The following is a 21,874-nucleotide window of genomic DNA, read 5'->3' as shown; positions in this document are numbered from 1 at the left end:
TATGTGGTCTTTATGACAGATGTAGCAAATTGTGCTGAACAAAACAGTCCAGAGCAGGCAGTGAAGAAGAAACGTGGCCGTCCAAAATGTTTTGATGAACAAGCTGCACTTGAACAGGCAATGTTATTGTTTTGGGAACATGGTTATGAGGCAACGTCTATTAATGACCTGACCCAGCTACTCGGTATCACAGCGCCCAGCTTATACAGTACGTTTGGTGATAAAGCGACGTTATTTTATAAAAGCATTGATTATTATCTGGCGCATGAAGCTTGCCCTATAGATCGGATGTTTGAGCAGGCGAAAACCGCCAGAATCGCGTTCGAACTTTATATGTATGACAATCTGAATCGCCTGCTTCAGCCCAATAAACCCTCAGGATGTATGCTGGTCGTTGCTACCATGAACTGTTCAGAATCAACGCAGGATGTGCAGCAGAATTTATTGGCCAAACGCCTCAAGACCAAAGAAAAATTGATGCAGCGTCTACAAAAGGGAATATCGGAAGGTGACCTGCCAGAACATATACCACTTGAAGCCATGACCGATTTTTATTGTACGGTGATACAGGGGTTGACCATGCAAGCACGTGATGGTGCCTCACTTGCGCAATTGACCAAGGTGGTTGAGCATGCAATGCGTGCTTGGTCTTTATTTGTAGATACACATGGCGAGACTACGATATAAATGTCCGAAATACGATATTTTAATTTCAACCGTCATTGAGCACAATTTAATGATCTAGGCTGTAGCGGAAGTAATATATGAATCAGACGACAAAAGTACATGGGTGGGCGTTTTTGCTTCCCGTGATTGCAGTATTGATCTGGTCATTGAATATTGCGGTGACACGTTATGCGGTTGACCTGATTTCGCCTGCAAGTATCAGTTTCTACCGATGGTTGATTGCTTTTATTGTATTGACACCATTTATGCTCAAATCTGTATGGCGCAAGCGTCATCTTGTACGTCAGCATATGGGACAATTGGCGATATTGAGTGCCTTTGGTATGGTGCTTTATCAAGGCTTGGCTTACACCGCAGCCCATTATACCACCGCAACCAATATGGGCATTGTGAATGCCTTTATTCCTGTATTTACGATCTTTGTTTCCATGCTAATTTTGAAAGAGATCCCCAATCTATTTGCGATTTTGGGCAGCGCAATTTCATTTTTTGGTCTGCTATATATTTTGAGTAAAGGCGACCTTTCTCAACTGGCACAGATGGGGGGGCATTGGGGCGATTTGCTCATGATGGTCGCGGTATTCTTCTACGCATTTTATGGTGTGTTTCTGAAAAAATGGCAGCTTCAAATTCCACTATTGATTAGCTTATATGTTCAGATTGGATTTGCACTGATCTACCATATTCCATTTTTATTATATTTTGGGCTTGATCCCATCAATGCTCAAAATGCACCAAGTTTGTTCTATGCGGGTATATTTCCTTCATTGGTTGCACCGTTATTGTGGATGCTTGCAGTCCAGCAAATTGGACCCAACCGAACCAGTATTTTTATGAATCTGGTTCCCGTGTTTACTGCCATCATTGCAAGTTTATGGCTAGCCGAACAATGGACCATTGAGCATAGCATTGGTGGAATCATGATTTTACTGGGTATCATTATGGCGCAAAAGAAAGCAGCAAGAGTGATCTCACAGCAAGCTCCATAGTCTATTTATGATTGACTAGATCGTTGTTATAGGCGATCTAGCTTTGCTTCATTGCTCCGCTTACTGCATTTTTATAGCAAGATGAGGGTATTGTTATGGTGCATAAGGTCATATTCTAATCGCCGTAAAGTTTCTAACTCATCATCAATTGAACTTGGCTGTGTTACTTAATAAAAACATAAGGCAATGAAATATATAAGTATTAATTAAACCGCTACTTATAAAAATAAAAAGCTTAAACGTATAGTGTGAGTTTATATTCTGATTTTTAGATAACCATTATTTGAAAAGTATAGATTGTTTTATCCGAATTTTATTTGGCTTGAAGGTTGCATTTTGAACTATAGACGTGAGGAGTGGCATATATCAGTCGTGTCCAGCCGCATATTTCAATCATAACGAATTTGGGTAGGTTCTATGTTTGCTTCAAAAAATAACCATTACAAGATCAACGATCTACAAGCTGAAAAAAGCTTCTTAGCAAAGCTTTTTTCTAAGATTAAACATCAGGCCATGAGTACGGCGACACATGGGCTTTTAGCTGCGACGGCGTTGTCTGTAGCAAGTGTTGGGATTACCAGTTATGCCGTAGCAGCCGAGCCTTTAAAGGCCGCTTTTGTCTATATTGGACCACCTGGTGATCATGGTTGGACTTATGCGCATGATCAAGCACGAATTCGAACTGAAAAAGATCTTAAAGGTCTGGTTAAAACCTCTTTTGTCGCCAATGTACCTGAAACTGGCGATGCGGAACGCGTATTTCGCAATTTGGCACAACAAGGCAATCAGGTAATTTTTGGTACGTCTTTTGGTTATATGAATGCCATGGAAAAAGTCGCAAAGACTTATCCAAATACGGTATTTATGCATGCGACGGGCTATAAATCTTCAAAAAATATGGGGAATTATAATATTCGCACCTATCAAGGGGCATATTTACTGGGTGTATTGGCAGGTAAACAAAGTAAAACAGGCAAAATTGGGGTAGTTGGCTCTTATCCAATTCCTGAGGTGGTACGTAACATCAATGCATTTACACTAGGCGCACGCAGTGTTAATCCTAAAATTACCACCCAGGTCGTTTGGGTCAGTTCTTGGTTTGACCCAGGTAAGGAGCGTGATGCTGCACTGGCTTTGATCTCTCAGGGCTGTGATGTGTTAATGCAAAATACCGATTCACCTGCTGTAGTGCAGGCAGCCAAACAAAAAGGCGTTTATGCATTTGGCTGGAATTCCGATATGAGTAAATTTGGTGGTAATGCGCAGTTGGCAGCCGCAGTACTGCACTGGGATACCATCTATGACAAAGTGATCCGTGATGTCGCAGCCAAGAAATGGACGAATGCACCGATCTATTACGGCGTTAAAGAGGGTGCGGTAAATGTTGAAAATATTGGTTCTGCTGTATCTGCAGATGCCAAGAAATTGGTACTTGAGCGTCGTGATGCGATGAAATCGGGCAAGCTCAATCCATTTGCAGGACCACTTTATAATCAAGCTGGTCAGCAGTTTGTGAAGGCAGGGGCGGTATATACCGAAGCACAACTCGACAAAATGAACTTCTATGTACAAGGCGTACAAGGTGCTTTACCGAAGTAAATGAAGCGAGCATATGATTTGGAGTGAATTGCCATGATACAGCAGTGGATTCCCATTTTACCTTCGGTTCTGCTTGAACCAAAAGAGGTGATTCAGGCCTTCGTGCAGGATATCGAAGTGGTGATCTGGCGTTCTGAACAGGGCCGTGTACAAATCTGGGAAAATCGCTGTCCGCATCGTAGTGTTCGTTTGAGTCTGGGTGAGGTACATGGAGAATCTTTGATCTGTGCCTATCATGGTTGGCAGTTTTCTGCCGACCATGGACAGTGTCAGCGTATTCCCGCCCAACCTACGCAACGGGTACCCAGCACGCTATGTAGCACGACCTATGCGGTGGCTGAACATGATGGCATGATTTGGTTTGGTGGTCATTCACATGAAAATCAATCTCTTGATATGCCACAGTCTAGTTCATATCACCACTATGCTGGCTCTGTGCATTTACAGGGTGATTTGACAGACATACAACAGGTGTTATCTGCGTGGGGAACACAAATTGCGCCTTGGCAATGGCAGCTTACCCAAGCTGATCTTGATGCAATGCTTTGGTTAACACCTATACAGCAGGATCAGGCCATGCTGCATATGATGAAGCATTCCTCACATTCCTTAGCAGACGCATTTCATCGCCTACAAAAGATTCGTGATCAGATCGAGAACAAACAAGAGATAAGTTATGTCTGAGCAAAAGTACGCGTTTTCAACTTGTTTGATGGGTGAGTGGATGGTGGTGGCATCAGCGCAAACATTACTGGAGACGCTGCATCTAGAAACAGTCGTAGATCGACATGCGATCCGTCTTAGATATACCGAAAATTCAGTTAAAGTCGATTGGATCAAATCTGATCTACCATTCAATATTCATGCTCAGATTGCCTATGGATTTGTCTGGATATGTGTGGGCGAACCGAAAAAGCCTTTATTTCAACTGGAGGAATATGCAATTCCTCAGGCGCGTTTAGTCCCTTGTGGTGCCTATGGGGTCAGAACCTCACCTTTACGTGCCATTGAAAATTTTCTGGATATGGCACATTTCCCTTATATTCATACAGGCATTTTGGGGGCTGAGCCTGAAACCATGGTGAAACCTTATCAGGTTGAGTATCGTAAGGCGATTGATGAAATCTGGGCAACGGAGTGTTTTTTTACGCAGCCTCTAGCCGCACCGAGTTCATCACAACCGCAAGAAACCGAATATATTTATCGGGTGGCAACACCGCTGAATGCGATTTTGTATAAGGTCAATACACAGGCAGAAGGCATTATTCCCGCAGATGTGATTTGTCTGTTTATTCAGCCGATCAATGAGACCCAGATTCGTGCGCATTTACTGATGATTCTGGATGACCAGATCAGTAGTATGACGGATATGGTGCTGTTCCAGCAGAAAATTTTTACTCAGGATAAACCCATTCTGGAAAATCACTTACCCTTGAAGTTACCTTTGCATCAACGTATTGAAATTCCGACTAAAGCGGATGCACTGGCAACAGCATATCGTAAATGGTTACTCGAAAAACAATGGAGTTATGGGGTTTTTTCTCCTGAAAAGGAACACGTGGTATGAACTCAAATATAGTATCAGTTCACTTTAAGCTTGCAGATGATCCTTTATCGACTGAGTGTTATTCGGTTCGTTTAATTTTGGAAGCGCTACAGGTTCCTTATCAATCATATTATGAACCATTGGATGCACTTGATCTAAATATACTACCGCCTTTATTGTCTGATCGTGGGCTTGAGCATGAGTCGGTTGATCAATTTTTCTCATTTTTGGCTATCTCTGCGCAATTACAACAGCAGTGGTATCCCAATATTTATCTCAATGATTTGAAACATTGGAATCAATTCAATCAATCTCTCAAAAATAATTTGGGGGTATTGCGTAAAGCAGCGCTGGATTTTGGATATTTTCTAGATAATGAAGCATTCTTGATACAAGAGGCGGAGTCAAAACTAAATCAACTCAACGATCATTTGTGTTTACAAACCGTACTTGGACAAAAATGGCTGCTCAACACAGAACAGCCGACACTTGCAGACCTATTGATTTTTCCACAAGTTGCGTTGGCCTCCGATGCGGGGGTTAAGCTGGATAATGACTTACACATTCGCCGATGGATCAATCGCATACGGCATTTACCTTATTTTATACCTATGCCTGGTTTACTGGCAGTCCATTAAATCTGTTAGGATGATATGCAAACATGTACCAGTCGCTGGATTCATTCAAGCGAAAGCAGCGACTTAAACTGGTGAAAACCGTATCGCACATTTAAAATTTGTCCATATGGTATAAAATTTGAATGAGCTAACTTTGCAATCATAATGATCAGGATCTTCAGGTGATTAATCCAGCCAATAAATGGGAAGCACTCGATGCACATCTTCTTCAAGTACTGTATGTATTACTAACCGAAAAAAGTGTTTCAAATGCGGCAAAACGTCTTAACCAGTCACAACCTGCGATCAGTACTGCCTTAAAAAAGCTACGCGATATCACAGGGGATCAGTTATTGGTGCGTAGCCGTAATGGAATGACGCCTACAGAACGCGGTGAGTCCCTGCTAGAACCTGTTCGTCAGGCCTTGGCACAAATCGAACTAATTGCCACTCAGCAGGTTCATTTTAATCCTGCTGAGTCACGTCAAGTCTTTAATATTGCCGCACCAGATTATCTCAATGCGATTGCATTGGGTGAAGTATTACGCCGTGTTCGTCAAGAAGCACCGCATTGCACCGTGATTATGCATTCGATGGCACACGATGTAGATTATACCCATGCGCTTGAAAGTGGGACATACGACGCAGTGATTGGAAACTGGCCCCAACCACCAGAGTATCTCAGACTGGCACCACTATTTGAAGACGAAGTGGTTTGTCTGATGCGAAAGTCGCATCCGCTCGCAGCACGTCCATTAACGCTAGAAGATTACCTTCAGGCGGATCATATTGTGCCCACGCCTTATATTGTGGGACAGCGTGGAGTGATCGACTTATATTTGGCCAAAGAACGAATAAAACGTAATATAGTGGCTTATGTGCCTTATTTCGGCATGATTCCTTACATGTTGCTACAATTTGACGCGATTTTTTCTGCGCCGCGGTCATTTTCTCGTCATTATAGTGCGTTATTGCCACTCAAGGTGGTGGATGCGCCCATCAAGTTTCCTAAAATCTCTTATTTTCTGCTTTGGCACGAACGTTTACATCGTTCACAGGAACATCGCTGGTTTCGTGATCTGGTTATTTCTGTACTTCGTAATGATGGCTATGTAAGTTTGAATCAATAGATGATCTGCCTTATTCACACTCGTCTGCTTCCGATACGATAATTGGGATCAGACGGGCTTTTATTTTTATTCTATTTTTTTGTTTTATAACATTTTAATTTGCTAAAAAATGATCATAGAATCTTTTTATCAGTATATCTAAGTCCATATAACAATCATTATAAATTATTAATATAAGTGCTCTTGGTGAGTAAATTGCATTCTCTTGGCATGTTTGTTAATGATCATTTTAATCATGGGGACGTTCTGAGATGAGCAATATTCACCTTAAAAAAGCACTTTTGTTATGTGGTATGGGAAGTTTATGTTCTTCAATATTTGCGGCGATACCTTTATCTAAAAATGAAGTCTGTCAGTCGCCAAGTGTTGGTGAGTTTGCAGATATGTTCAGTTGTGGAACAGTCGAGGGCAGTATCCGCCTTAATTCATTTTCTTTGAATAATGCTTATTTTTCTGATTTAAGTCAGGATACCACGACAGTTGGTGGTTATGCGACTTACAAAACAGCGCGTTATAACGGTTTTCAGGGCGCATTGGGAATTGAAGGTCAGCGACGTCTAGCGGAAGGCGCACATAATGTTTCTGAGCTTTCGCAACATACTTTTGGTATAGGTGAAGCCTACTTAAACTGGACGCAGGATAAATTTTCGATCACCGTGGGGAATCAGAAACTGAATCTGCCATTTACGGGGGATTATTCATATTATCGCGTACAGCCATGGTTATATCAGGGTGTTGATATCAAATATGGTGACAGCGACAACTTTGTACGTGCCACCAAAGTAAATAAATATAAAAGTTATGGTGACGATGACTTCAGTAAAAGTAACCGTCTCAATGACGATCCATTTTCTGGATACAAACAAAATTTTGACGGTCTGATCAGTTTAGGTGTGGGTAAAAAAATCACACTAGATGATAAATATGTGAAAGGTCAATTCTGGGCTGAACAATATCAGGATTTGCTCAATCTTTATTATGGTGAGGCCAATCTTGGTTTTACACAGGCAAAGTGGAAGCCTGAGGTGAGCGTACAGGCCATTTATGGTCAGGATACAGGTGATGCTTATTTAGGTAATATTGATAGCACTTCTTTGGGTGCACAAGTCAAATTCAAACCGACTGACAAACTGACATGGCGACTGGCTTACGATCATGTATTTTATAAAGATAACAGTACCTGGCTGAAGGGAAGTTTACCAACCCCTTATGCGCATAACACCTCTTCAGATCCGTATTTTGCGCAGCCTTTCTTTACCAGTACACAGGATTTGGGGCCAGGAAACTTCTATTCGACTGAGCTGACTTCGCCATTGGGCAAAAATCTTTTTGCAGGTGCGCGTTTGACCTATACCGATATTGATCGCCGCTTCAATACCGACCGCGACATGTATGAAGTCATGTTTTATGGATTCTACAATTTCCAGGGTGCTCTAAAAGGTTTAAGTCTTGCCGAATTTGTTGGAGCACAGAAACGTGAAGGGGATGCCAATGCCTTTTTACAAAACCGTTTAGCTTTGAGCTACAACTTCTAAATTTGTCATTCAGACCACGGATTCAAATATCAGATGTAAGTCCATTCTGTTGAAGGCATGAAGTAAACAACCATTTTGCTTCGTGTCTGGGATGGTCATCAACGATCAAGCTGCCAAGCAAAAAAGAGGTATTTCATGTCTGTCGATATGCATCCTAGTGAACAGGATCTTTATTTTTTGCGTAAAACATTTGCGCTTGCCGAACAGACCAAAGCGCAAGGACTGCATCCTTTTGCAGCAATTGTGGTGGATGCAGATGGCAATATTGTTACAGAGGCAGGTAATAACTCACTTCCTCCTACAGGTGACCCCACTCGTCATGCCGAAACTGTTGCAGCAGGTCAGGCGGCACGTTTAAAAAGCCTGAAAGAGCTCAGAACATGCACGCTGTATACCAATGCAGAACCTTGTGCGATGTGTGCAGGTGCAATTTACTGGACGGGTATTGGGCGTGTGGTGTACGGCATGAGTGAAAAAAAACTTCTAAGTATTACTGGCGATCATCCTGAAAATCCAACGCTCTCATTGCCATGTCGTACTGTGTTTGCAAGTGGTCAGCGCGGTATTGAAGTCATAGGGCCTTGTCTGAGTGAAGAAGCGGCTGTCGCACATCAAGGTTTCTGGCAATAGCGTATCTATTTTATCGAGTTTCCTATTAAAAAGAGGGAGAGATGATGACGACAAATACTGAATATGCACCATATCGCTTAGAGTTGGTCAATATCACTAAGCGCTATGGGGGGCTGGTTGCCAACGATCACATCTCGTTAAAGGTTGCAGCAGGTGAGATTCATGCGGTATTGGGAGAAAACGGTGCTGGCAAAAGTACCTTAATGAAAATCATCTATGGCGCAGTCAAAGCAGATGAGGGAGAGATTGTCTGGAACGGACGTTCGGTAACGGTCGATAGCCCAGCCGCCGCACGCCGATTAGGTATTGGCATGGTCTATCAGCATTTTTCCCTATTTGAAACACTCACTGTGGTTGAAAACATTGCTCTTGGATTAGAAGAAAAATTTGATTTAGCACATCTTGCGCAGCGGGTTGTGGAAGTTTCTGAAAAATACGGGTTGCCTATTGATCCACAGCGAATGGTACATAGTTTGTCTGTTGGGGAGCGTCAACGTGTCGAAATTGTGCGTTGTCTACTGCAAAACCCTTCGTTATTAATTCTGGATGAACCTACATCGGTATTGACTCCGCAGGCAGTACAGGTGTTATTTCAAACCTTGCGGCGTTTGGCCAGTGAAGGCGTTTCAATTTTATACATCAGTCATAAACTAAATGAGATTCAGAGTTTATGCGACACCGCTACGATTTTACGCGGCGGGCAGGTGACTGGAACAGCAATTCCAAAACAGGAAACCACGGCCAGTCTTGCCAAAATGATGATTGGACGAGATTTACCTGCTTACCAGCAGCATGCTTATGAGGGGGTGCAACAGCCTATTTTTCAGGTTAAACAGCTCAGCATTCCAGCCCAAGATATGTTCGGAACTTCTCTTAAAGAGATCAACCTGAGTGTGAATACTGGAGAGATTCTGGGTATTGCTGGAATCTCTGGTAATGGACAAGCCGAACTACTAACAGCACTTTCAGGTGAAACAACCAGTCTAAAAGAAAGCTTTTGGTTAGATGGACAAGCTATCGGGCATTTACATGCGGGTCAACGTCGTAAATTGGGCTTTGGCTTTGTCCCTGAGGAACGACTCGGACGTGGTGCAGTACCAGCCATGAGCTTGACTGAAAATACCTTATTGACTGCTTTTAGAATGGGGATGACTCGCTGGGGGCTGGTCAATTATGCGAAGGCCAGTGCATTTGCTCAGGCCTGTATTTCCAAATTTGGTGTAAAGGCCTCTGGAAGTGATGCTGCAGCACGTTCGCTGTCGGGCGGTAACTTGCAGAAATTTATTGTCGGGCGTGAAATTATGCAGCAGCCCAAAGTCATGGTGGTTGCACAGCCAACATGGGGCGTCGATGTGGGAGCTTCAGCATTCATTCGTCAAACCCTCATCGACCTTTCCAGACAAGGCGTCGCGATTGTGGTGATTTCTGAGGAGTTGGAGGAATTATTTGAGATTAGTGACCGTATTGCAGTGCTCGCTGCAGGCCAATTAAGCCCACCTCAACCAGTCAATGAGACCAATGCAGAACAGATTGGGCTGTTGATGTCGGGTTTACAGCGCGACAGCCAGCCACAGGAGGATGTGATCCGTGTTTCGATTTAAACAAAACCACCCGCATCACCAGACATGGGGAGTATTGCCATGCATTTGCTAGAGCCGCGTGATCATCCTTCTATACTCATGAAATGGCTATCTCCCGTCATTGCTTTGCTGGCGATGCTAGTGGTCGGTGGTTTGGTATTTCTGGCGCTAGATAAAAATCCACTTGAAGCATTTTATGTGTTCTTTATTCAGCCACTTTCAAGCTGGTATGGATGGAGTGAATTGATCATTAAAGCCAGTCCACTTATTTTGATTGCTCAGGGATTGGCGATTGGATTCAAAGCACGTATTTTTAATATTGGTGCAGAAGGCCAACTGATTATGGGGGCAATCTGTGGAGGTGGACTGGCCATTGCTTTTCAAGGAACCTCATCGGTTTGGATTTTGCCTTCCATGCTCATTGCAGGTGCTATAGGCGGTGCACTGTGGGGCGCGATTCCTGCATTATTAAAAACCCATTTTAATGCACAGGAAACACTCACTACCCTGATGCTCAATTATGTTGCCACCTTTGTACTGCTGTATTTAATTAATGGTCCGTGGAAAGATCCAGCAGGTATGAATTTCCCTCAATCTGTGATGTTCGATGATGCAACCTTGCTTCCAATTGTTTTTGAAGGCACTCGCGTCAATCTCTCTATCTTTATTACTTTATTCATTATTTTGGCTTTTTGGTTATTTAACAAAAAGAGCTTCTTGGCTTACCGTCTGGAGGTGGGTGGTCAGGCCCCGCTTGCAGCGAGATATGCAGGTTTTTCTGCCAAGCAAGCAGTCTGGTTTAGTTTAATGATTTCAGGATTTATGGCCGGGCTGGCGGGTATTTGTGAAATTGCAGGGCCCGTTGGGCAGCTTAATCCGAATATTTCTCCTGGTTATGGTTACGCTGCAATTATTGTGGCCTATCTGGGGCGTTTAAATCCGATTGGAATTGCGCTGGCAGGATTTCTGATGGCACTGTTATATCTTGGAGGAGAGGCAGCACAAATGACCTTACAGTTACCTGCTGCAATTACAGGACTATTTCAGGGAATGCTGCTGTTCTTTTTGTTGGCATCCGATGCCTTTATAGAAAATCGATATCGCTTTGGGCGTCAAGTAAACAAAAAAAAGAGTATCGCTCAAGTTCAAGACCCAAATGCAGTATAGGAGTACAACGGCATGATTGATTTAGTTCCCTTATTGGCAGGTACTCTGGCAGCAGCCACACCGCTGATTTTTGCAGGCATGGGCGAGCTGGTTGTCGAACGCACGGGTGTGATTAATCTGGGTGTGGAAGGTATGATGTTAATTGGTGCAATTGCCGGTTTTGCATTCTGTGCTACAACAGGTTTGGGCCCAGCAGCAGGGCTCTTGGCAGGCGCAGTTGCAGGTATGTTATCTGCACTGATTTTTGCTGTTTTAGCATTGTCACTGGCAGCCAATCAGGCTGCATGTGGTTTGGCACTTACGATTTTTGGTGTCGGATTATCAGCATTTGTAGGGCAGCATTATGTAAGTACCAGTCTGGCTGGATTGTCAGCCATGAACTTGTTGGGACTACAGGATATTCCTGTCATTGGGCCGATACTATTTCATCAAAACTATGTGGTTTATCTCTCCATTATTACCTTTTTGTTGATTTGGTGGATTCTGGCCAAAACCAAATTAGGTTTATTGCTTAAAGCAGTCGGAGAGTCTCCAGAATCTGCACATGCGATGGGATATCCCGTACTTTTGATTCGTTATGGCGCCGTACTGTTTGGTGGGGCAATGGCAGGCGTAGGAGGTGCTTTTCTTTCGACGGTCTACACCCCATTATGGGTCGAAAATATGGTGGCTGGGCGTGGCTGGATTGCAATTGCACTGGTGGTATTTGCGGCATGGAAACCTGCACGGCTCATGATTGGAGCTTACTTATTTGGTGGTGTCACCATTCTACAATTTCAGGCACAGGCCCTTGGAATAGATATTCCTGTTGAGTTTCTGGCTGCTTTACCATACGTCGCAACGATTATCGTATTGGTCTTCATTTCAAGAGACCGCAAGTTATTACAAATGAATTTGCCTGCTTCGTTAGGAAAATCTTTTATTCCATAAAGATAATATTTTAAGAAAGGCATAAGGCTACGTCGAGTAGCCTTTTTCATAGAAATAAAATCGTCCTCTGTACTTCCGTTTAAACTAAAAAATGAATCAATATATAAATCATTCTAAAATATCGTGGAACTTATCCATCTACACTATCAGTGATGGGTTCGGTTGAAAAAATAGCAAAGTTTAGTTTTATTTAAAAATTTAATAAAAAGATAAATATAAATTAAATCTTAATTAGACCTTGATCGATTGACATGATTATTTCTCTTTTTTTGTTAGATAAATAATATATTTGTATAAATGAAAAGATTCTCGCATAATACGCGCACTGAAAAATACAGTAGATCATTTGATTATGTGTATGCTCAGCCAGATTCACAAACCCTCTGGATGTGATTGATTCACATCCCTTTTTATGCTCAGTCATTCTCATATGACTGAGCTTTTTTTTATTCTGACTTTGGGCCAAATCTTAAGTCTGCAGTGGATAATTAATATAAATTAACGATAATTATTTGCATTTAATTGATGACTGATATCAATCACGTATGACTCTGCCTGTTGTTGCATCGATAATACGACTCGGTTGCTGACTTAAGCCTAGATCACCATTTAGATAATTTAAGCCTTGACCAAAATAAGCACTGGCCTCTTGTAAAGAGCGTGCAGGCTCTAATCCAGCTGGATTGGCACTGGTCGAAACGATGAATCCATTAAACGCATGGCAAAGCGCAACACATAAAGGATGATTAGTGACCCGCACCGCAACCTGATGATGTTGGCCTGTAATCCATGTTGGAACCTGATCTGAACTTACAGGCAATAGCCAGGTAATAGCTCGTTCATCTACAGAACGCGTCGTCCAGCTTTCAATGACCTGAGCACGAATTGTTTCATCCAGATCAGCTAGAAGATATTCAATCTGTCCCACATCACCAGCAAGTAAAATAACGCCTTTTTCGATAGGACGTTGTTTCAGCGCTAAAATCTGGCGAAATGCCAGTTCATTAAATGGATCGCATCCTAATCCCCAAACAGCCTCTGTCGGATATGCCAAAACCTGTCCCTGCTTTAAACAATGTGCGGCTTCAGCGACTGAGGTAGTCAGCATAATCAAACTCCAAACTTAAAAATAAACTCATTGTGAACCTTAATAGGGGCTTCTACAACGCAGATAGCGACCTGATTGTTGAATACACACACCCAGTAGTTCAAGTTCCATCAATTGAGCTGTTAGTTCGGCTGTTGAACCCTGATAGTGTTGTGCCAACTGATCCAGATCTTGACCTTGCCAGTCTAGAAGCTGATAGAGGGGAAGCAAGTCATCAGGTAAATCAGCATCATCGGTTTTGCCTGAATCATCGGCATTGGCTTCTCCCGATGCAGTAGACTGACTATGCCAATGGGTCGGAAGTGCCAGGTCTTCAATGATCTGTTCGGGGTGATCGACTAAAATCGCACCTTCGCGAATCAGTTGATGGCAGCCTTGATGAAACTCACTATAAATATGGCCTGGAATCGCAAAAACAACTTTACCTTGTTCTGCCGCTTTATTGGCGGTAATTAATGAGCCACTTTTCAATGTCGCTTCAACCACCAGAACACCTAGACTTAAGCCACTCACGATACGGTTGCGTCGCGGAAAATGGGCTTGTAAAGGTGGTGTTCCTGGCAAGAATTCACTAACGATCGCACCACCCTGATCTCGTATGTGCTGTTTCAAGGCTTTATTGCCTGATGGATAGCATAGATCTAACCCTGTTCCGACCACAGCTATTGCGCGGTGGTGTACCAGACTCCCCTGATGTGCAGCTTCATCAATTCCATGGGCTAAACCGCTGGTAATATAAAAACCTTTTTCACTTAAAAAATAAGAAAAGTCATATGCTACCTGTCGACCATGAGGGCTGGGTTTACGACTACCCACGACTGCAATTTGTGGTTGGATCAGGCTTTGTATTGAGCCTTGACCAAATAGAATGGGAGGGCGATCCTGATAGGGAATTAACTGCGATGGATAAGCGGGATCATCGGGTGTCACAATAAAATCGGTATGGGTTTGAAGCTGAGCAAGCATCTTTTCGAATTGCTGCTGTCCTTGTAATGTATGGACTTCCTCTAGGCGCTTTAGATGATTGGCATGTAATCCGAGCTTTTGCCAGTCACTTAAACGCTGGGGTTGTAGTGCTGTTTCACAATCACCAAAATAATGAATGAGTTTTTTGAAGCCTGAAAGTGAATGCTGTAATACATACCACACCTTGATGGTGTGGTAGTGATGTGATGAAAGTATTGTAATCATAAAAATATAAAAAAGTGTTAATCCTCTTCACGAGGTGGTTTTATTTCTGCCCCTACCTTGACTGGTAGGCTGCTTTCAAGAATATAAGCATAACTTAATTCATCAAAAGTTTTAAAAATCATTAAGCTCCCAATATTCTGGTTTGGAAGTTTAATATTTTCTTGTGTCTTAGGGTCTTTAACGACTTCACCTTGTTGATAGATATCAAATACCTGACCCACTTGAGTGCCTTGTGTTGTGCCGCGATTTAAAGTGACGACACTGTGCTTTCCAGCGGTAGAAATTGAACCCATCACCCGAATAATTTTACCCCCCTCCATGACCTGATGAGCCTCAGTGGGATAAAACAGAGTTGGTAACATCGCTTGCTCTTCAGGAAGGACTAAATCACCACGACGGACTTCGGAATTAAAACTCTGAGTGAGCTCCATGGTGGTAATGTCATTTTCTGACTGTGTTGCAATACCAGAGGCAACCTGTAATAACTCAATACCAATAATACGTTTTTTACCATGCTCATCCAGAGTGGTGTAAGGTTCACCCTCACGATAGACGGCATAGCGTTGAGCATTTTGTAAACCTTGACCACGAACATACACCTGCTGACCTTTAGCGGCTAAAACACGCTGATCTGTCGTACCTAAAATGTATGGTGCTGCTTTAATATTCTCTGCAGATACAATGGTTGCCCGTTCTAACCACTGCTGGATATGATCTAGAGGAATAACAGGAATGATATTGTTGAGCTGTTCAATTCTAACTTGTGGCTGAAGCGTGGTTCTGCCTGTATAACGTCGGATAATTCCTTCGCATCCGTCGCCTTGATCTCGCCCAACCAATGGACGTCCATCTAGGGTACACAGTAATAAACGATCACCTGGATAAATCCAGTGTGGATTTTTTACATGTTTATTACTGGCCCAGATTTCAGGCCAGCGCCATGGTTTTTTTAAAAATTTACCCGAAATATCCCAAAGCGTATCTCCTTTTTTAACAATGTAGACATTTGGAGCACCCGCTTTTAATGCCGGTGGATTGATATTGCGTGTAGCTGCCTCGACCGTGGTGCTCCCTAAGCAGGTAACTCCAATCCCAGTACAGATTGCTAGCGCAAGACCATGTTGTTTTAACCCCAATTGATAAAATGAGCGTAAGCCGTTCAAAACCTTTTTCATTATCATAATTCCTGAAAATTATGTCTGTAGTTGCGTTATAATAACGACAATACACACATTTTTTTATACTGAGTTGCCTTCATTGGGTTATCTGATCAATGGCACAAATGAGGAGACACTATGGCCTTGTTACCAATTTTAAGTTTTCCTGATGCTCGCCTACGTACCATCGCAAAACCTGTTGAAAAAGTGACAGATGAAATTCGTCAACTTGCAGCAGACATGCTTGAAACCATGTATGAAGCACCAGGCATTGGTCTGGCTGCAACTCAGGTTGATCGTCATATTCAGCTCATTGTCATGGACTTGTCTGAAGAGAAAGATCAGCCTATGGTCTTTATTAACCCCAAAATTACCCCACTCACCGAAGAAACACAGCCTTATGAAGAGGGCTGCTTATCGGTTCCTCAAATATACGACAAAGTTAACCGTACGTCACGTGTCAAGATTGAGGCAATTAATCTGAATGATGAAGCATTTGAGATTGAAGCTGACGGTCTCCTGGCTGTATGTATTCAACATGAAATGGATCACTTAAATGGCAAATTATTTGTCGATTATTTATCGCCATTAAAGCGCCAAAGAGCCCGCGAAAAAGTTGAAAAAGTAGTACGCCAACGTGAAAAAGTAGCGGTAAAACGTTAGTTTCGATTAACCTATCGCATGAACAGCCCAATTTTGATTGGGCTTTGTTATACTATAACGCTGAAACTTCTGAGAACATCGCACTTGTTTAAAATTGGGCTGCTGCTGGGATTTACCGCAGTGTTGTTACAGATTGCGGTTTTTCTACAACCGCTGTTACCGAAGCAATATCAAATTGCTCCGGTCTGTGAAACTATTGCCCAAACCTTTGACTTGTCGGCGCTTCAGCATCATAAGGCCATGTCGCATGCAGATTCGCATATGCAACATATGCCAAACATGCTCGAAAAGGCCAAATCGGCGTCCTCTCATGATCATCATGATCTCAATCACCAGTGTCAATATTGTACGGTGTATGGGCATTTAATTTTACCGCCCGAACTGGATGTACAAGAAATACTGGTTCGAATTCAAGTGCGTTTGCTGGCTTTCCAGCAGGCATTTCGACACGTTTATTACGCGCTTCAGCGTCTGTTTTTGTTGCCCCAAGGTCGGGCACCGCCTGTATTTACATAAGTGACGCTTCGTTTCGGGGCTTAAGTGCCTTTATGTTCTGCTGGTCTGATATGCATGAGACGTATCAGGCATAGCGCGTATTTATGTTTTTGAGATACAGACATGACTCGACCTCAATTTTTATTACAGCCGATGACGGCTGCGATCTTGATCGCGACAGCTTCTACTTTTGCCAATGCGCAAGATGATATTCAAACTAAAAAAATGGCACCAATTGTGGTTACAGCTCAGGATACTAAAACTGCAAACGGTTTGATTGTTGAAGCTGATCCTAAACAGCCCATTCAGCCAGTACCCGCGACTGACGGTGCCGACTATTTACAAAGTATTATGGGTTTTAATGCCATAAAGAATGGTGCAACCAATGGCGATGTCACTTTCCGTGGCATGTTTGGTTCACGCATTAAAATTCTGACAGATGGCACAGAAAATCTGGGAGCTTGTCCCGCGCGTATGGATGCACCGACTTCCTATATTAATCCAGAAAGTTATGATCGAATTACCGTGATCAAAGGGCCGCAAACAGTTCGATATGCAAATACGGGTTCAGCGGCAACCGTAATTTTTGATCGAGAACCTGAGAATCTGACTACTGATAAACCTTACCGTGGTCAGGCCAGTGTGTTGATCGGCTCCTACGGGCGTTTAGATCATAATGTTGAAGCAGCCATGGGTGACGAGACTAAATATGCGCGCATCAATGCTAATCGTTCTGTATCGAATGATTATCAGGATGGCAATGGTGATAGCGTTCATTCCAGTTGGGAACGTTGGAATGCTGATCTGGCTTTGGGCTGGAAACCGACGCAAGATTCATGGATTGAATTGAAAGGCGGAAAAGGAAATGGTGAAGCGGCTTATGCTGGACGTACAATGGACGGAACACAATTTCAGCGAGAAAGTTTAGGATTACACGCAGAACAAAAAAATCTAACGGATGTCATCAAAAAAGTTGAAGCTCAAGTGGACTATAGCTACAACGATCACATCATGGATAATTATAAAATGCGCACGCCACCTATGATGCCAATGGCGATGGAAGTCACACGTCGAACTTTAAATGCTCGTGCAGCCATTACAACAGAATGGGACAGGTTGAATGTAATTTCTGGTGTGGATTCACAGCGCAATAAACATGCGGGCAATATGTACATGCGCGATGCAAATCCAATTCCACCTTTAGACGGCGACTTGCGTTTTGAGAGTTATGGCGCATTTAGTGAATGGACATATCGCTTAAACCCCAATCATAAACTGGTTGCGGGAGGTCGTTTTGATCATGTCAAAGTTGACAGTGCTGAAAATGATCAGCAGCGAACTGATACCAACCCAAGTGGTTTTATTCGTATAGAGAGTCATCACCCTCACGGTTTAAACACCTATGCAGGGATTGGTTATGTTGAGCGTAGCCCAGATTATTGGGAAATTTCTCGTGTATCAAACAATTTACTCAATTATCTCAATACCGAAAAGACCACACAGCTAGATTTAGGCTTTGAGTTTGAGCAGGGTGCCTTAACATCGTGGGTATCGGCCTACGCTGGATTGATTAACGATTTTATTTTGGTTCCGTATCAGTCGAATCCAAATGGCAGTGTCACCATTTTGCCAGCACGCAATATTGATGCCACCATTGCAGGTGCTGAAGCTGGCGTTGGTTATAAATTTAATGAGCACTTTCAGGCAGATCTTTCAGCAATGTATGCATGGGGAGAAAACACAACGGACCACAAACCGTTGCCACAAATTGCACCGCTGGAGGGACGTTTAAATCTACGTTATGTACAAGAAAAATATAGTTTAGGCTTATTGTGGCGTGCTGTTGCCGAGCAAAATCGTATCAGCCTGAACGAAGGTAATATAGTGGGATATGATATGAGCAAGAGTAAAGGTTTTTCTACTTTTGCCATTAATGCAGCCTATCAATATAGTGAGGTACTCGGTTTCTCAACAGGGATTGATAACCTACTTGATAAAACTTATAGCGAACATTTGAATAAATCTGGTGCAGCCTTATTTGGTTATGCTGCCAACGAACAATTCAACAATGTCGGGCGTAACTATTGGGCCCGTGTCAGCATGAAATTTTAAATGATTTTAAACGTGATCAATACACCTTAAAGGTAGAAGACAGTGATTTGTCAAATTACGTCTTCTATCAGGAGAAAAATATGAGAGAAAAATTATCACCTGAGAAATCGATCTGGGGATGGAAGCTTCTAATCATTGCTTTTATTCTAAGTTTTCTGTTTATGGCTATTTTTTATTTGGCAATCAACAATGAACCTGATTATATGCCAGGTAATCAACAACAACATACGCAGCAACATGCATTTAAAACAGCACCTGCTATGGCGCCTTCTACGACGCAAAATGTAGGGTCTGAGTCTAATTCACAAGATCATATGCAGATGAACATGGATATGGAACAACATCAGCACACTGATTCCGCTGCACATTAATATCTAACAGATTTGGAGGGAGTCAAACTCCCTCTGATCTTATTGATGCATACTGGCCAGTTGCTTGGATTCATGTTGATATAAAGCCAAACCTATCTTCTGAATATTACGGCCTTTTTTGCATAATGCAGTTTCCAGCTTTGGGATAAACTTTGCAGTACTGTATAAAGCCAAATTACGGAGCATCAGATAATAAGCAAACCATGCTGCTGAACGATGGGGTAGCCCGAGTTTTTGCATTCGCTTGCGCCCAATAAAAAATTGTGTCACTTGCAAATGTTGCTGATAGGCAATTTTCTGCTGTAAAGGACGTAAATATCGATAACGCCGTTCAAATGGTTCTTGAGACAAACTTTGTCCGAGGGCAAAACTGGAATCATCCGATTGAGGATGAGCAAATTGCATCCAGTAAAGTAAACGCCAGCCATCACTTTCCTGTGTGACTAGCCACTTTTCGTCGATACCCATGAGCCAACCAATATATTTCCAAAAGTGCAAAAAAGATTCAATTTCTTGCTGATTTGGAAAAACAGCCAGAGCTCGAATACCCAACAACACTACACCGCTAAAGGCGACATTGGTCATGGCCAGATCAAACTGATTGATGGGTATGCCCCATGTTTGAGCATCCCATTTTTCAGACTTCTTGAGTTGATGACGTACCAGCGCATGAATAAATCTAACATAAATGGTTGAGGTAAAGCCTGCATTAAAACGCTGCAAGCCATTGGGCTCGGTTATATCAATCCACCATTTAGTGGTCTCTGCCAGTCTGGTGCCTGCTTGTTTTTTTAAAGCGCCAGTCAACATTAGAGGCTGATTAAATCCAGGAAATAAATAACCCGCCATGAGTGATAAATCACGAAGAATAAAGCCATTATTAATACCAAGCTTATAGGTAAAGCCCAGTGCTTGTTCAATCTTGTCTTGTTCTAGCCAAGCGGGAATCTGGGTAACAAGACTAAAAAACTTTTCAAGTTCAGGAATGGGTTCTGCAAGATGCTCGATGCCTTTGAATAAAGCCGTTTCAAAATACTGCCGATGTAGACGCGGATTTTTCATCATCCAGATAATGACTTGATCCATTTCATCATCACTTGATTGTAGAGCTTCCTTAAGAAGGTTATATTCTTCAAAATTGGGTTGAGCAGGGCGTTTGCAGAGATGAGATAAAGCGCGACTGAACCAATTCTGTTGCGACATACAACTAAAAGACGCCAGTCTACTAGGAGTGGAATTTTGCATTGCATATAAAGCCTGTTTGTTCTTTAATCAGACTCTAATATGAATAATTATTCGTATTCAATTCGCATACTGAAGAGCGAATCTCATGAGAAAAAAACCACAACAGCAACGCGCAATTTATCTGGTTGATACCATATTACAGGCAACACAACTTTGTATTGCAGAGAATGGTTTAATCCAGCTTACGACTCCTAAAATTGCAGAACGTTCAGGCATTAGTGTGGGTTCAATTTATCAATATTTTGAAAATAAAGAACAAATTGTACAGGAGCTTCTGCTTCGAAAAAGTGAACACTTGGGACAAATGCTCAAGCAATTAGTCACCACACAAGAACAATTGAGCCTTGAAGAAATTATTCCGCGTAGTATCCAGTTTGGTTTTGATATGATGAAAGCGGACCAAGGTTTCTTCATAGAGGTACTTAAACATTGGCATGATTACAATCATTCAAAAGCAGCTCAAGTTTTGGAACAGCACTTTTTTGAAGTGGGATTATATGTATTTAATCGCTTTCATCGTGAGTGGGACTTTGAAACACTCAAGCACAAATCCTTTGTGATTATAAACAGCACTTTATTCAGCATGATGCGTTATGTGAGTAACAATGATTTCTTAATCGAAGAGCAACAACTTAAGTATGAATTGTCTAAAATGATTATTGCTTATTTAAAAGATTAAATAATAAAAATAATTTTTATATAAAAAACATGGATATAAATTAATTTTAGTTTAAAACATAATCACTCAGAAAAAACTTATATCAAGAATGCTTGCTTAGGCTTAAAAATGCTGTAGAATGCACATCCATCGGCGGTGATGCAGATAAAAACTTGTTGAGAAACAAGGATTTGGCTAGATTGGTTAGATTCTTGGATTGGTTGATAAGTTTTAAAAATATCGAAATTACCTGTTGACTTTGAAGAGATTTAGAGTAACATAGCCGACCTAGCTTGATGATGACGAATCGTCGAGAAGATCATTAAGAGAATAGAAGAACAACTTGTGTGGATTTTTACTGGTTGATTGATTGATATATTATCATTGATTGATTGGTTTAAATTACTCGAAGTTTATTTGAGCGAAATTTAAGTCAGAAAATTGATGAGCCAGAATTGGTGTCT

At 42.1% G+C, this 21,874-nt stretch carries 20 protein-coding genes and 1 pseudogene; 17 read left to right on the top strand and 4 right to left on the bottom strand.

Going from position 1 to position 21,874, the window contains the following annotated elements; translation table 11 throughout:
- Nucleotides 1–12: 12 nt before the first annotated feature.
- The 12 genes from F952_RS15760 to F952_RS15705 all read left to right on the top strand — a co-directional run bounded on the left by F952_RS15760 (nt 13) and on the right by F952_RS15705 (nt 12,410).
- On the top strand, nt 13–687 hold the full coding sequence (locus F952_RS15760; RefSeq protein WP_004930505.1) for a TetR/AcrR family transcriptional regulator: 675 nt from the start codon (nt 13–15) through the stop codon (nt 685–687).
- Between the two features lie 77 nt (nt 688–764).
- Nucleotides 765–1,676 (top strand): DMT family transporter, encoded by a 912-nt coding sequence (locus tag F952_RS15755; RefSeq protein ID WP_004930502.1) that lies wholly within the window; start codon nt 765–767, stop codon nt 1,674–1,676.
- 513 nt (nt 1,677–2,189) lie between these two features.
- Nucleotides 2,190–3,275 (top strand): BMP family ABC transporter substrate-binding protein, encoded by a 1,086-nt coding sequence (locus F952_RS15750; RefSeq protein ID WP_370458616.1) that lies wholly within the window; start codon nt 2,190–2,192, stop codon nt 3,273–3,275.
- Between the two features lie 33 nt (nt 3,276–3,308).
- Complete coding sequence (locus F952_RS15745; RefSeq protein WP_004930495.1) at nt 3,309–3,959, top strand: Rieske 2Fe-2S domain-containing protein; 651 nt, start codon at nt 3,309–3,311, stop codon at nt 3,957–3,959.
- Nucleotides 3,952–4,842 carry a hypothetical protein gene (locus F952_RS15740; RefSeq protein ID WP_004930491.1) on the top strand — a complete coding sequence of 297 codons (891 nt, stop codon included), beginning with the start codon at nt 3,952–3,954 and terminating at the stop codon, nt 4,840–4,842. Before F952_RS15745 ends, F952_RS15740 begins: the two co-directional genes overlap by 8 nt.
- Nucleotides 4,839–5,459 carry a glutathione S-transferase family protein gene (locus tag F952_RS15735; RefSeq protein ID WP_004930489.1) on the top strand — a complete coding sequence of 207 codons (621 nt, stop codon included), beginning with the start codon at nt 4,839–4,841 and terminating at the stop codon, nt 5,457–5,459. The genes F952_RS15740 and F952_RS15735 overlap by 4 nt, the downstream gene beginning before the upstream one ends.
- A gap of 161 nt (nt 5,460–5,620) precedes the next feature.
- Nucleotides 5,621–6,568 (top strand): LysR substrate-binding domain-containing protein, encoded by a 948-nt coding sequence (locus tag F952_RS15730; protein ID WP_004930485.1) that lies wholly within the window; start codon nt 5,621–5,623, stop codon nt 6,566–6,568.
- Nucleotides 6,569–6,819: 251 nt separating this feature from the next.
- Nucleotides 6,820–8,103, top strand: coding sequence for a hypothetical protein (locus tag F952_RS15725; RefSeq protein WP_004930483.1), 1,284 nt, complete (start codon nt 6,820–6,822; stop codon nt 8,101–8,103).
- A gap of 135 nt (nt 8,104–8,238) precedes the next feature.
- A complete protein-coding gene (locus F952_RS15720; RefSeq protein WP_004930480.1) occupies nt 8,239–8,733 on the top strand; it encodes a nucleoside deaminase in 495 nt (164 codons plus the stop codon).
- 41 nt (nt 8,734–8,774) lie between these two features.
- The gene (locus tag F952_RS15715) at nt 8,775–10,334 is read left to right on the top strand and encodes an ABC transporter ATP-binding protein (protein WP_011181993.1); all 1,560 of its coding nucleotides are present in this window, start codon (nt 8,775–8,777) and stop codon (nt 10,332–10,334) included.
- Between the two features lie 39 nt (nt 10,335–10,373).
- On the top strand, nt 10,374–11,480 hold the full coding sequence (locus tag F952_RS15710; RefSeq protein ID WP_004930471.1) for an ABC transporter permease: 1,107 nt from the start codon (nt 10,374–10,376) through the stop codon (nt 11,478–11,480).
- Nucleotides 11,481–11,492: 12 nt separating this feature from the next.
- Entirely contained in the window at nt 11,493–12,410 is a 918-nt protein-coding gene (locus F952_RS15705; RefSeq protein ID WP_004930467.1) for an ABC transporter permease, read from the top strand.
- A 535-nt stretch (nt 12,411–12,945) separates the two neighbouring features.
- On the opposite strand, the gene F952_RS15700 is transcribed toward F952_RS15705, so the two are convergent.
- Genes F952_RS15700 through F952_RS15690 form a run of 3 tightly spaced genes read right to left on the bottom strand, consistent with a single transcriptional unit; the run spans nt 12,946 to nt 15,884 of the window.
- A complete protein-coding gene (locus F952_RS15700; protein WP_004930465.1) occupies nt 12,946–13,518 on the bottom strand; it encodes an L-threonylcarbamoyladenylate synthase type 1 TsaC in 573 nt (190 codons plus the stop codon).
- Between the two features lie 39 nt (nt 13,519–13,557).
- A complete protein-coding gene (dprA, locus tag F952_RS15695; RefSeq protein WP_004930462.1) occupies nt 13,558–14,709 on the bottom strand; it encodes a DNA-processing protein DprA in 1,152 nt (383 codons plus the stop codon).
- Nucleotides 14,710–14,726: 17 nt separating this feature from the next.
- The gene (locus tag F952_RS15690; protein WP_004930460.1) at nt 14,727–15,884 is read right to left on the bottom strand and encodes a LysM peptidoglycan-binding domain-containing protein; all 1,158 of its coding nucleotides are present in this window, start codon (nt 15,882–15,884) and stop codon (nt 14,727–14,729) included.
- Nucleotides 15,885–16,004: 120 nt separating this feature from the next.
- Here F952_RS15690 and def point away from each other — a divergent pair, with 120 nt between their 5' ends.
- From def to F952_RS17235, 4 genes and pseudogenes are all read left to right on the top strand, one after another.
- Nucleotides 16,005–16,529, top strand: coding sequence for a peptide deformylase (def, locus tag F952_RS15685; protein WP_004930458.1), 525 nt, complete (start codon nt 16,005–16,007; stop codon nt 16,527–16,529).
- Nucleotides 16,530–16,613: 84 nt separating this feature from the next.
- Complete coding sequence (locus F952_RS15680; protein ID WP_004930457.1) at nt 16,614–17,045, top strand: DUF2946 family protein; 432 nt, start codon at nt 16,614–16,616, stop codon at nt 17,043–17,045.
- A gap of 102 nt (nt 17,046–17,147) precedes the next feature.
- Complete coding sequence (locus F952_RS15675; protein WP_004930454.1) at nt 17,148–19,136, top strand: TonB-dependent copper receptor; 1,989 nt, start codon at nt 17,148–17,150, stop codon at nt 19,134–19,136.
- 80 nt (nt 19,137–19,216) lie between these two features.
- Nucleotides 19,217–19,348 (top strand): annotated as a pseudogene (locus tag F952_RS17235) (hypothetical protein); the annotation flags it as partial.
- 198 nt (nt 19,349–19,546) lie between these two features.
- Here F952_RS17235 and F952_RS15665 read toward each other — a convergent pair.
- Nucleotides 19,547–20,752, bottom strand: a complete 1,206-nt coding sequence (locus tag F952_RS15665) for an oxygenase MpaB family protein (RefSeq protein WP_004930449.1) — start codon at nt 20,750–20,752, stop codon at nt 19,547–19,549.
- Nucleotides 20,753–20,837: 85 nt separating this feature from the next.
- On the opposite strand from F952_RS15665, the gene F952_RS15660 reads away from it, so the two are divergent.
- Complete coding sequence (locus tag F952_RS15660; RefSeq protein ID WP_004930445.1) at nt 20,838–21,431, top strand: TetR/AcrR family transcriptional regulator; 594 nt, start codon at nt 20,838–20,840, stop codon at nt 21,429–21,431.
- The last annotated feature ends 443 nt before the right edge of the window (nt 21,432–21,874 follow it).

It is taken from the genome of Acinetobacter baylyi DSM 14961 = CIP 107474, assembly GCF_000368685.1.
GTDB classification, from domain to species: Bacteria; Pseudomonadota; Gammaproteobacteria; order Pseudomonadales; family Moraxellaceae; genus Acinetobacter; species Acinetobacter baylyi.
Note: the sequence above shows the minus strand (reverse complement) of the source record. Positions and strands in the feature narration are given on the sequence as shown.

Coding starts and splice junctions, on each gene's coding strand:
- F952_RS15675 (WP_004930454.1), top strand. CDS start 17,148: ATGACTCGACCTCAATTTTTATTACAGCCGATGACGGCTGCGATCTTG.
- F952_RS15710 (WP_004930471.1), top strand. CDS start 10,374: ATGCATTTGCTAGAGCCGCGTGATCATCCTTCTATACTCATGAAATGG.
- F952_RS15720 (WP_004930480.1), top strand. CDS start 8,239: ATGTCTGTCGATATGCATCCTAGTGAACAGGATCTTTATTTTTTGCGT.
- F952_RS15760 (WP_004930505.1), top strand. CDS start 13: ATGACAGATGTAGCAAATTGTGCTGAACAAAACAGTCCAGAGCAGGCA.
- def (WP_004930458.1), top strand. CDS start 16,005: ATGGCCTTGTTACCAATTTTAAGTTTTCCTGATGCTCGCCTACGTACC.
- dprA (WP_004930462.1), bottom strand. CDS start 14,709: ATGATTACAATACTTTCATCACATCACTACCACACCATCAAGGTGTGG.
- F952_RS15735 (WP_004930489.1), top strand. CDS start 4,839: ATGAACTCAAATATAGTATCAGTTCACTTTAAGCTTGCAGATGATCCT.
- F952_RS15690 (WP_004930460.1), bottom strand. CDS start 15,884: ATGAAAAAGGTTTTGAACGGCTTACGCTCATTTTATCAATTGGGGTTA.
- F952_RS15660 (WP_004930445.1), top strand. CDS start 20,838: ATGAGAAAAAAACCACAACAGCAACGCGCAATTTATCTGGTTGATACC.
- F952_RS15665 (WP_004930449.1), bottom strand. CDS start 20,752: ATGCAAAATTCCACTCCTAGTAGACTGGCGTCTTTTAGTTGTATGTCG.
- F952_RS15725 (WP_004930483.1), top strand. CDS start 6,820: ATGAGCAATATTCACCTTAAAAAAGCACTTTTGTTATGTGGTATGGGA.
- F952_RS15745 (WP_004930495.1), top strand. CDS start 3,309: ATGATACAGCAGTGGATTCCCATTTTACCTTCGGTTCTGCTTGAACCA.
- F952_RS15700 (WP_004930465.1), bottom strand. CDS start 13,518: ATGCTGACTACCTCAGTCGCTGAAGCCGCACATTGTTTAAAGCAGGGA.
- F952_RS15755 (WP_004930502.1), top strand. CDS start 765: ATGAATCAGACGACAAAAGTACATGGGTGGGCGTTTTTGCTTCCCGTG.
- F952_RS15715 (WP_011181993.1), top strand. CDS start 8,775: ATGATGACGACAAATACTGAATATGCACCATATCGCTTAGAGTTGGTC.
- F952_RS15740 (WP_004930491.1), top strand. CDS start 3,952: ATGTCTGAGCAAAAGTACGCGTTTTCAACTTGTTTGATGGGTGAGTGG.
- F952_RS15705 (WP_004930467.1), top strand. CDS start 11,493: ATGATTGATTTAGTTCCCTTATTGGCAGGTACTCTGGCAGCAGCCACA.
- F952_RS15750 (WP_370458616.1), top strand. CDS start 2,190: ATGAGTACGGCGACACATGGGCTTTTAGCTGCGACGGCGTTGTCTGTA.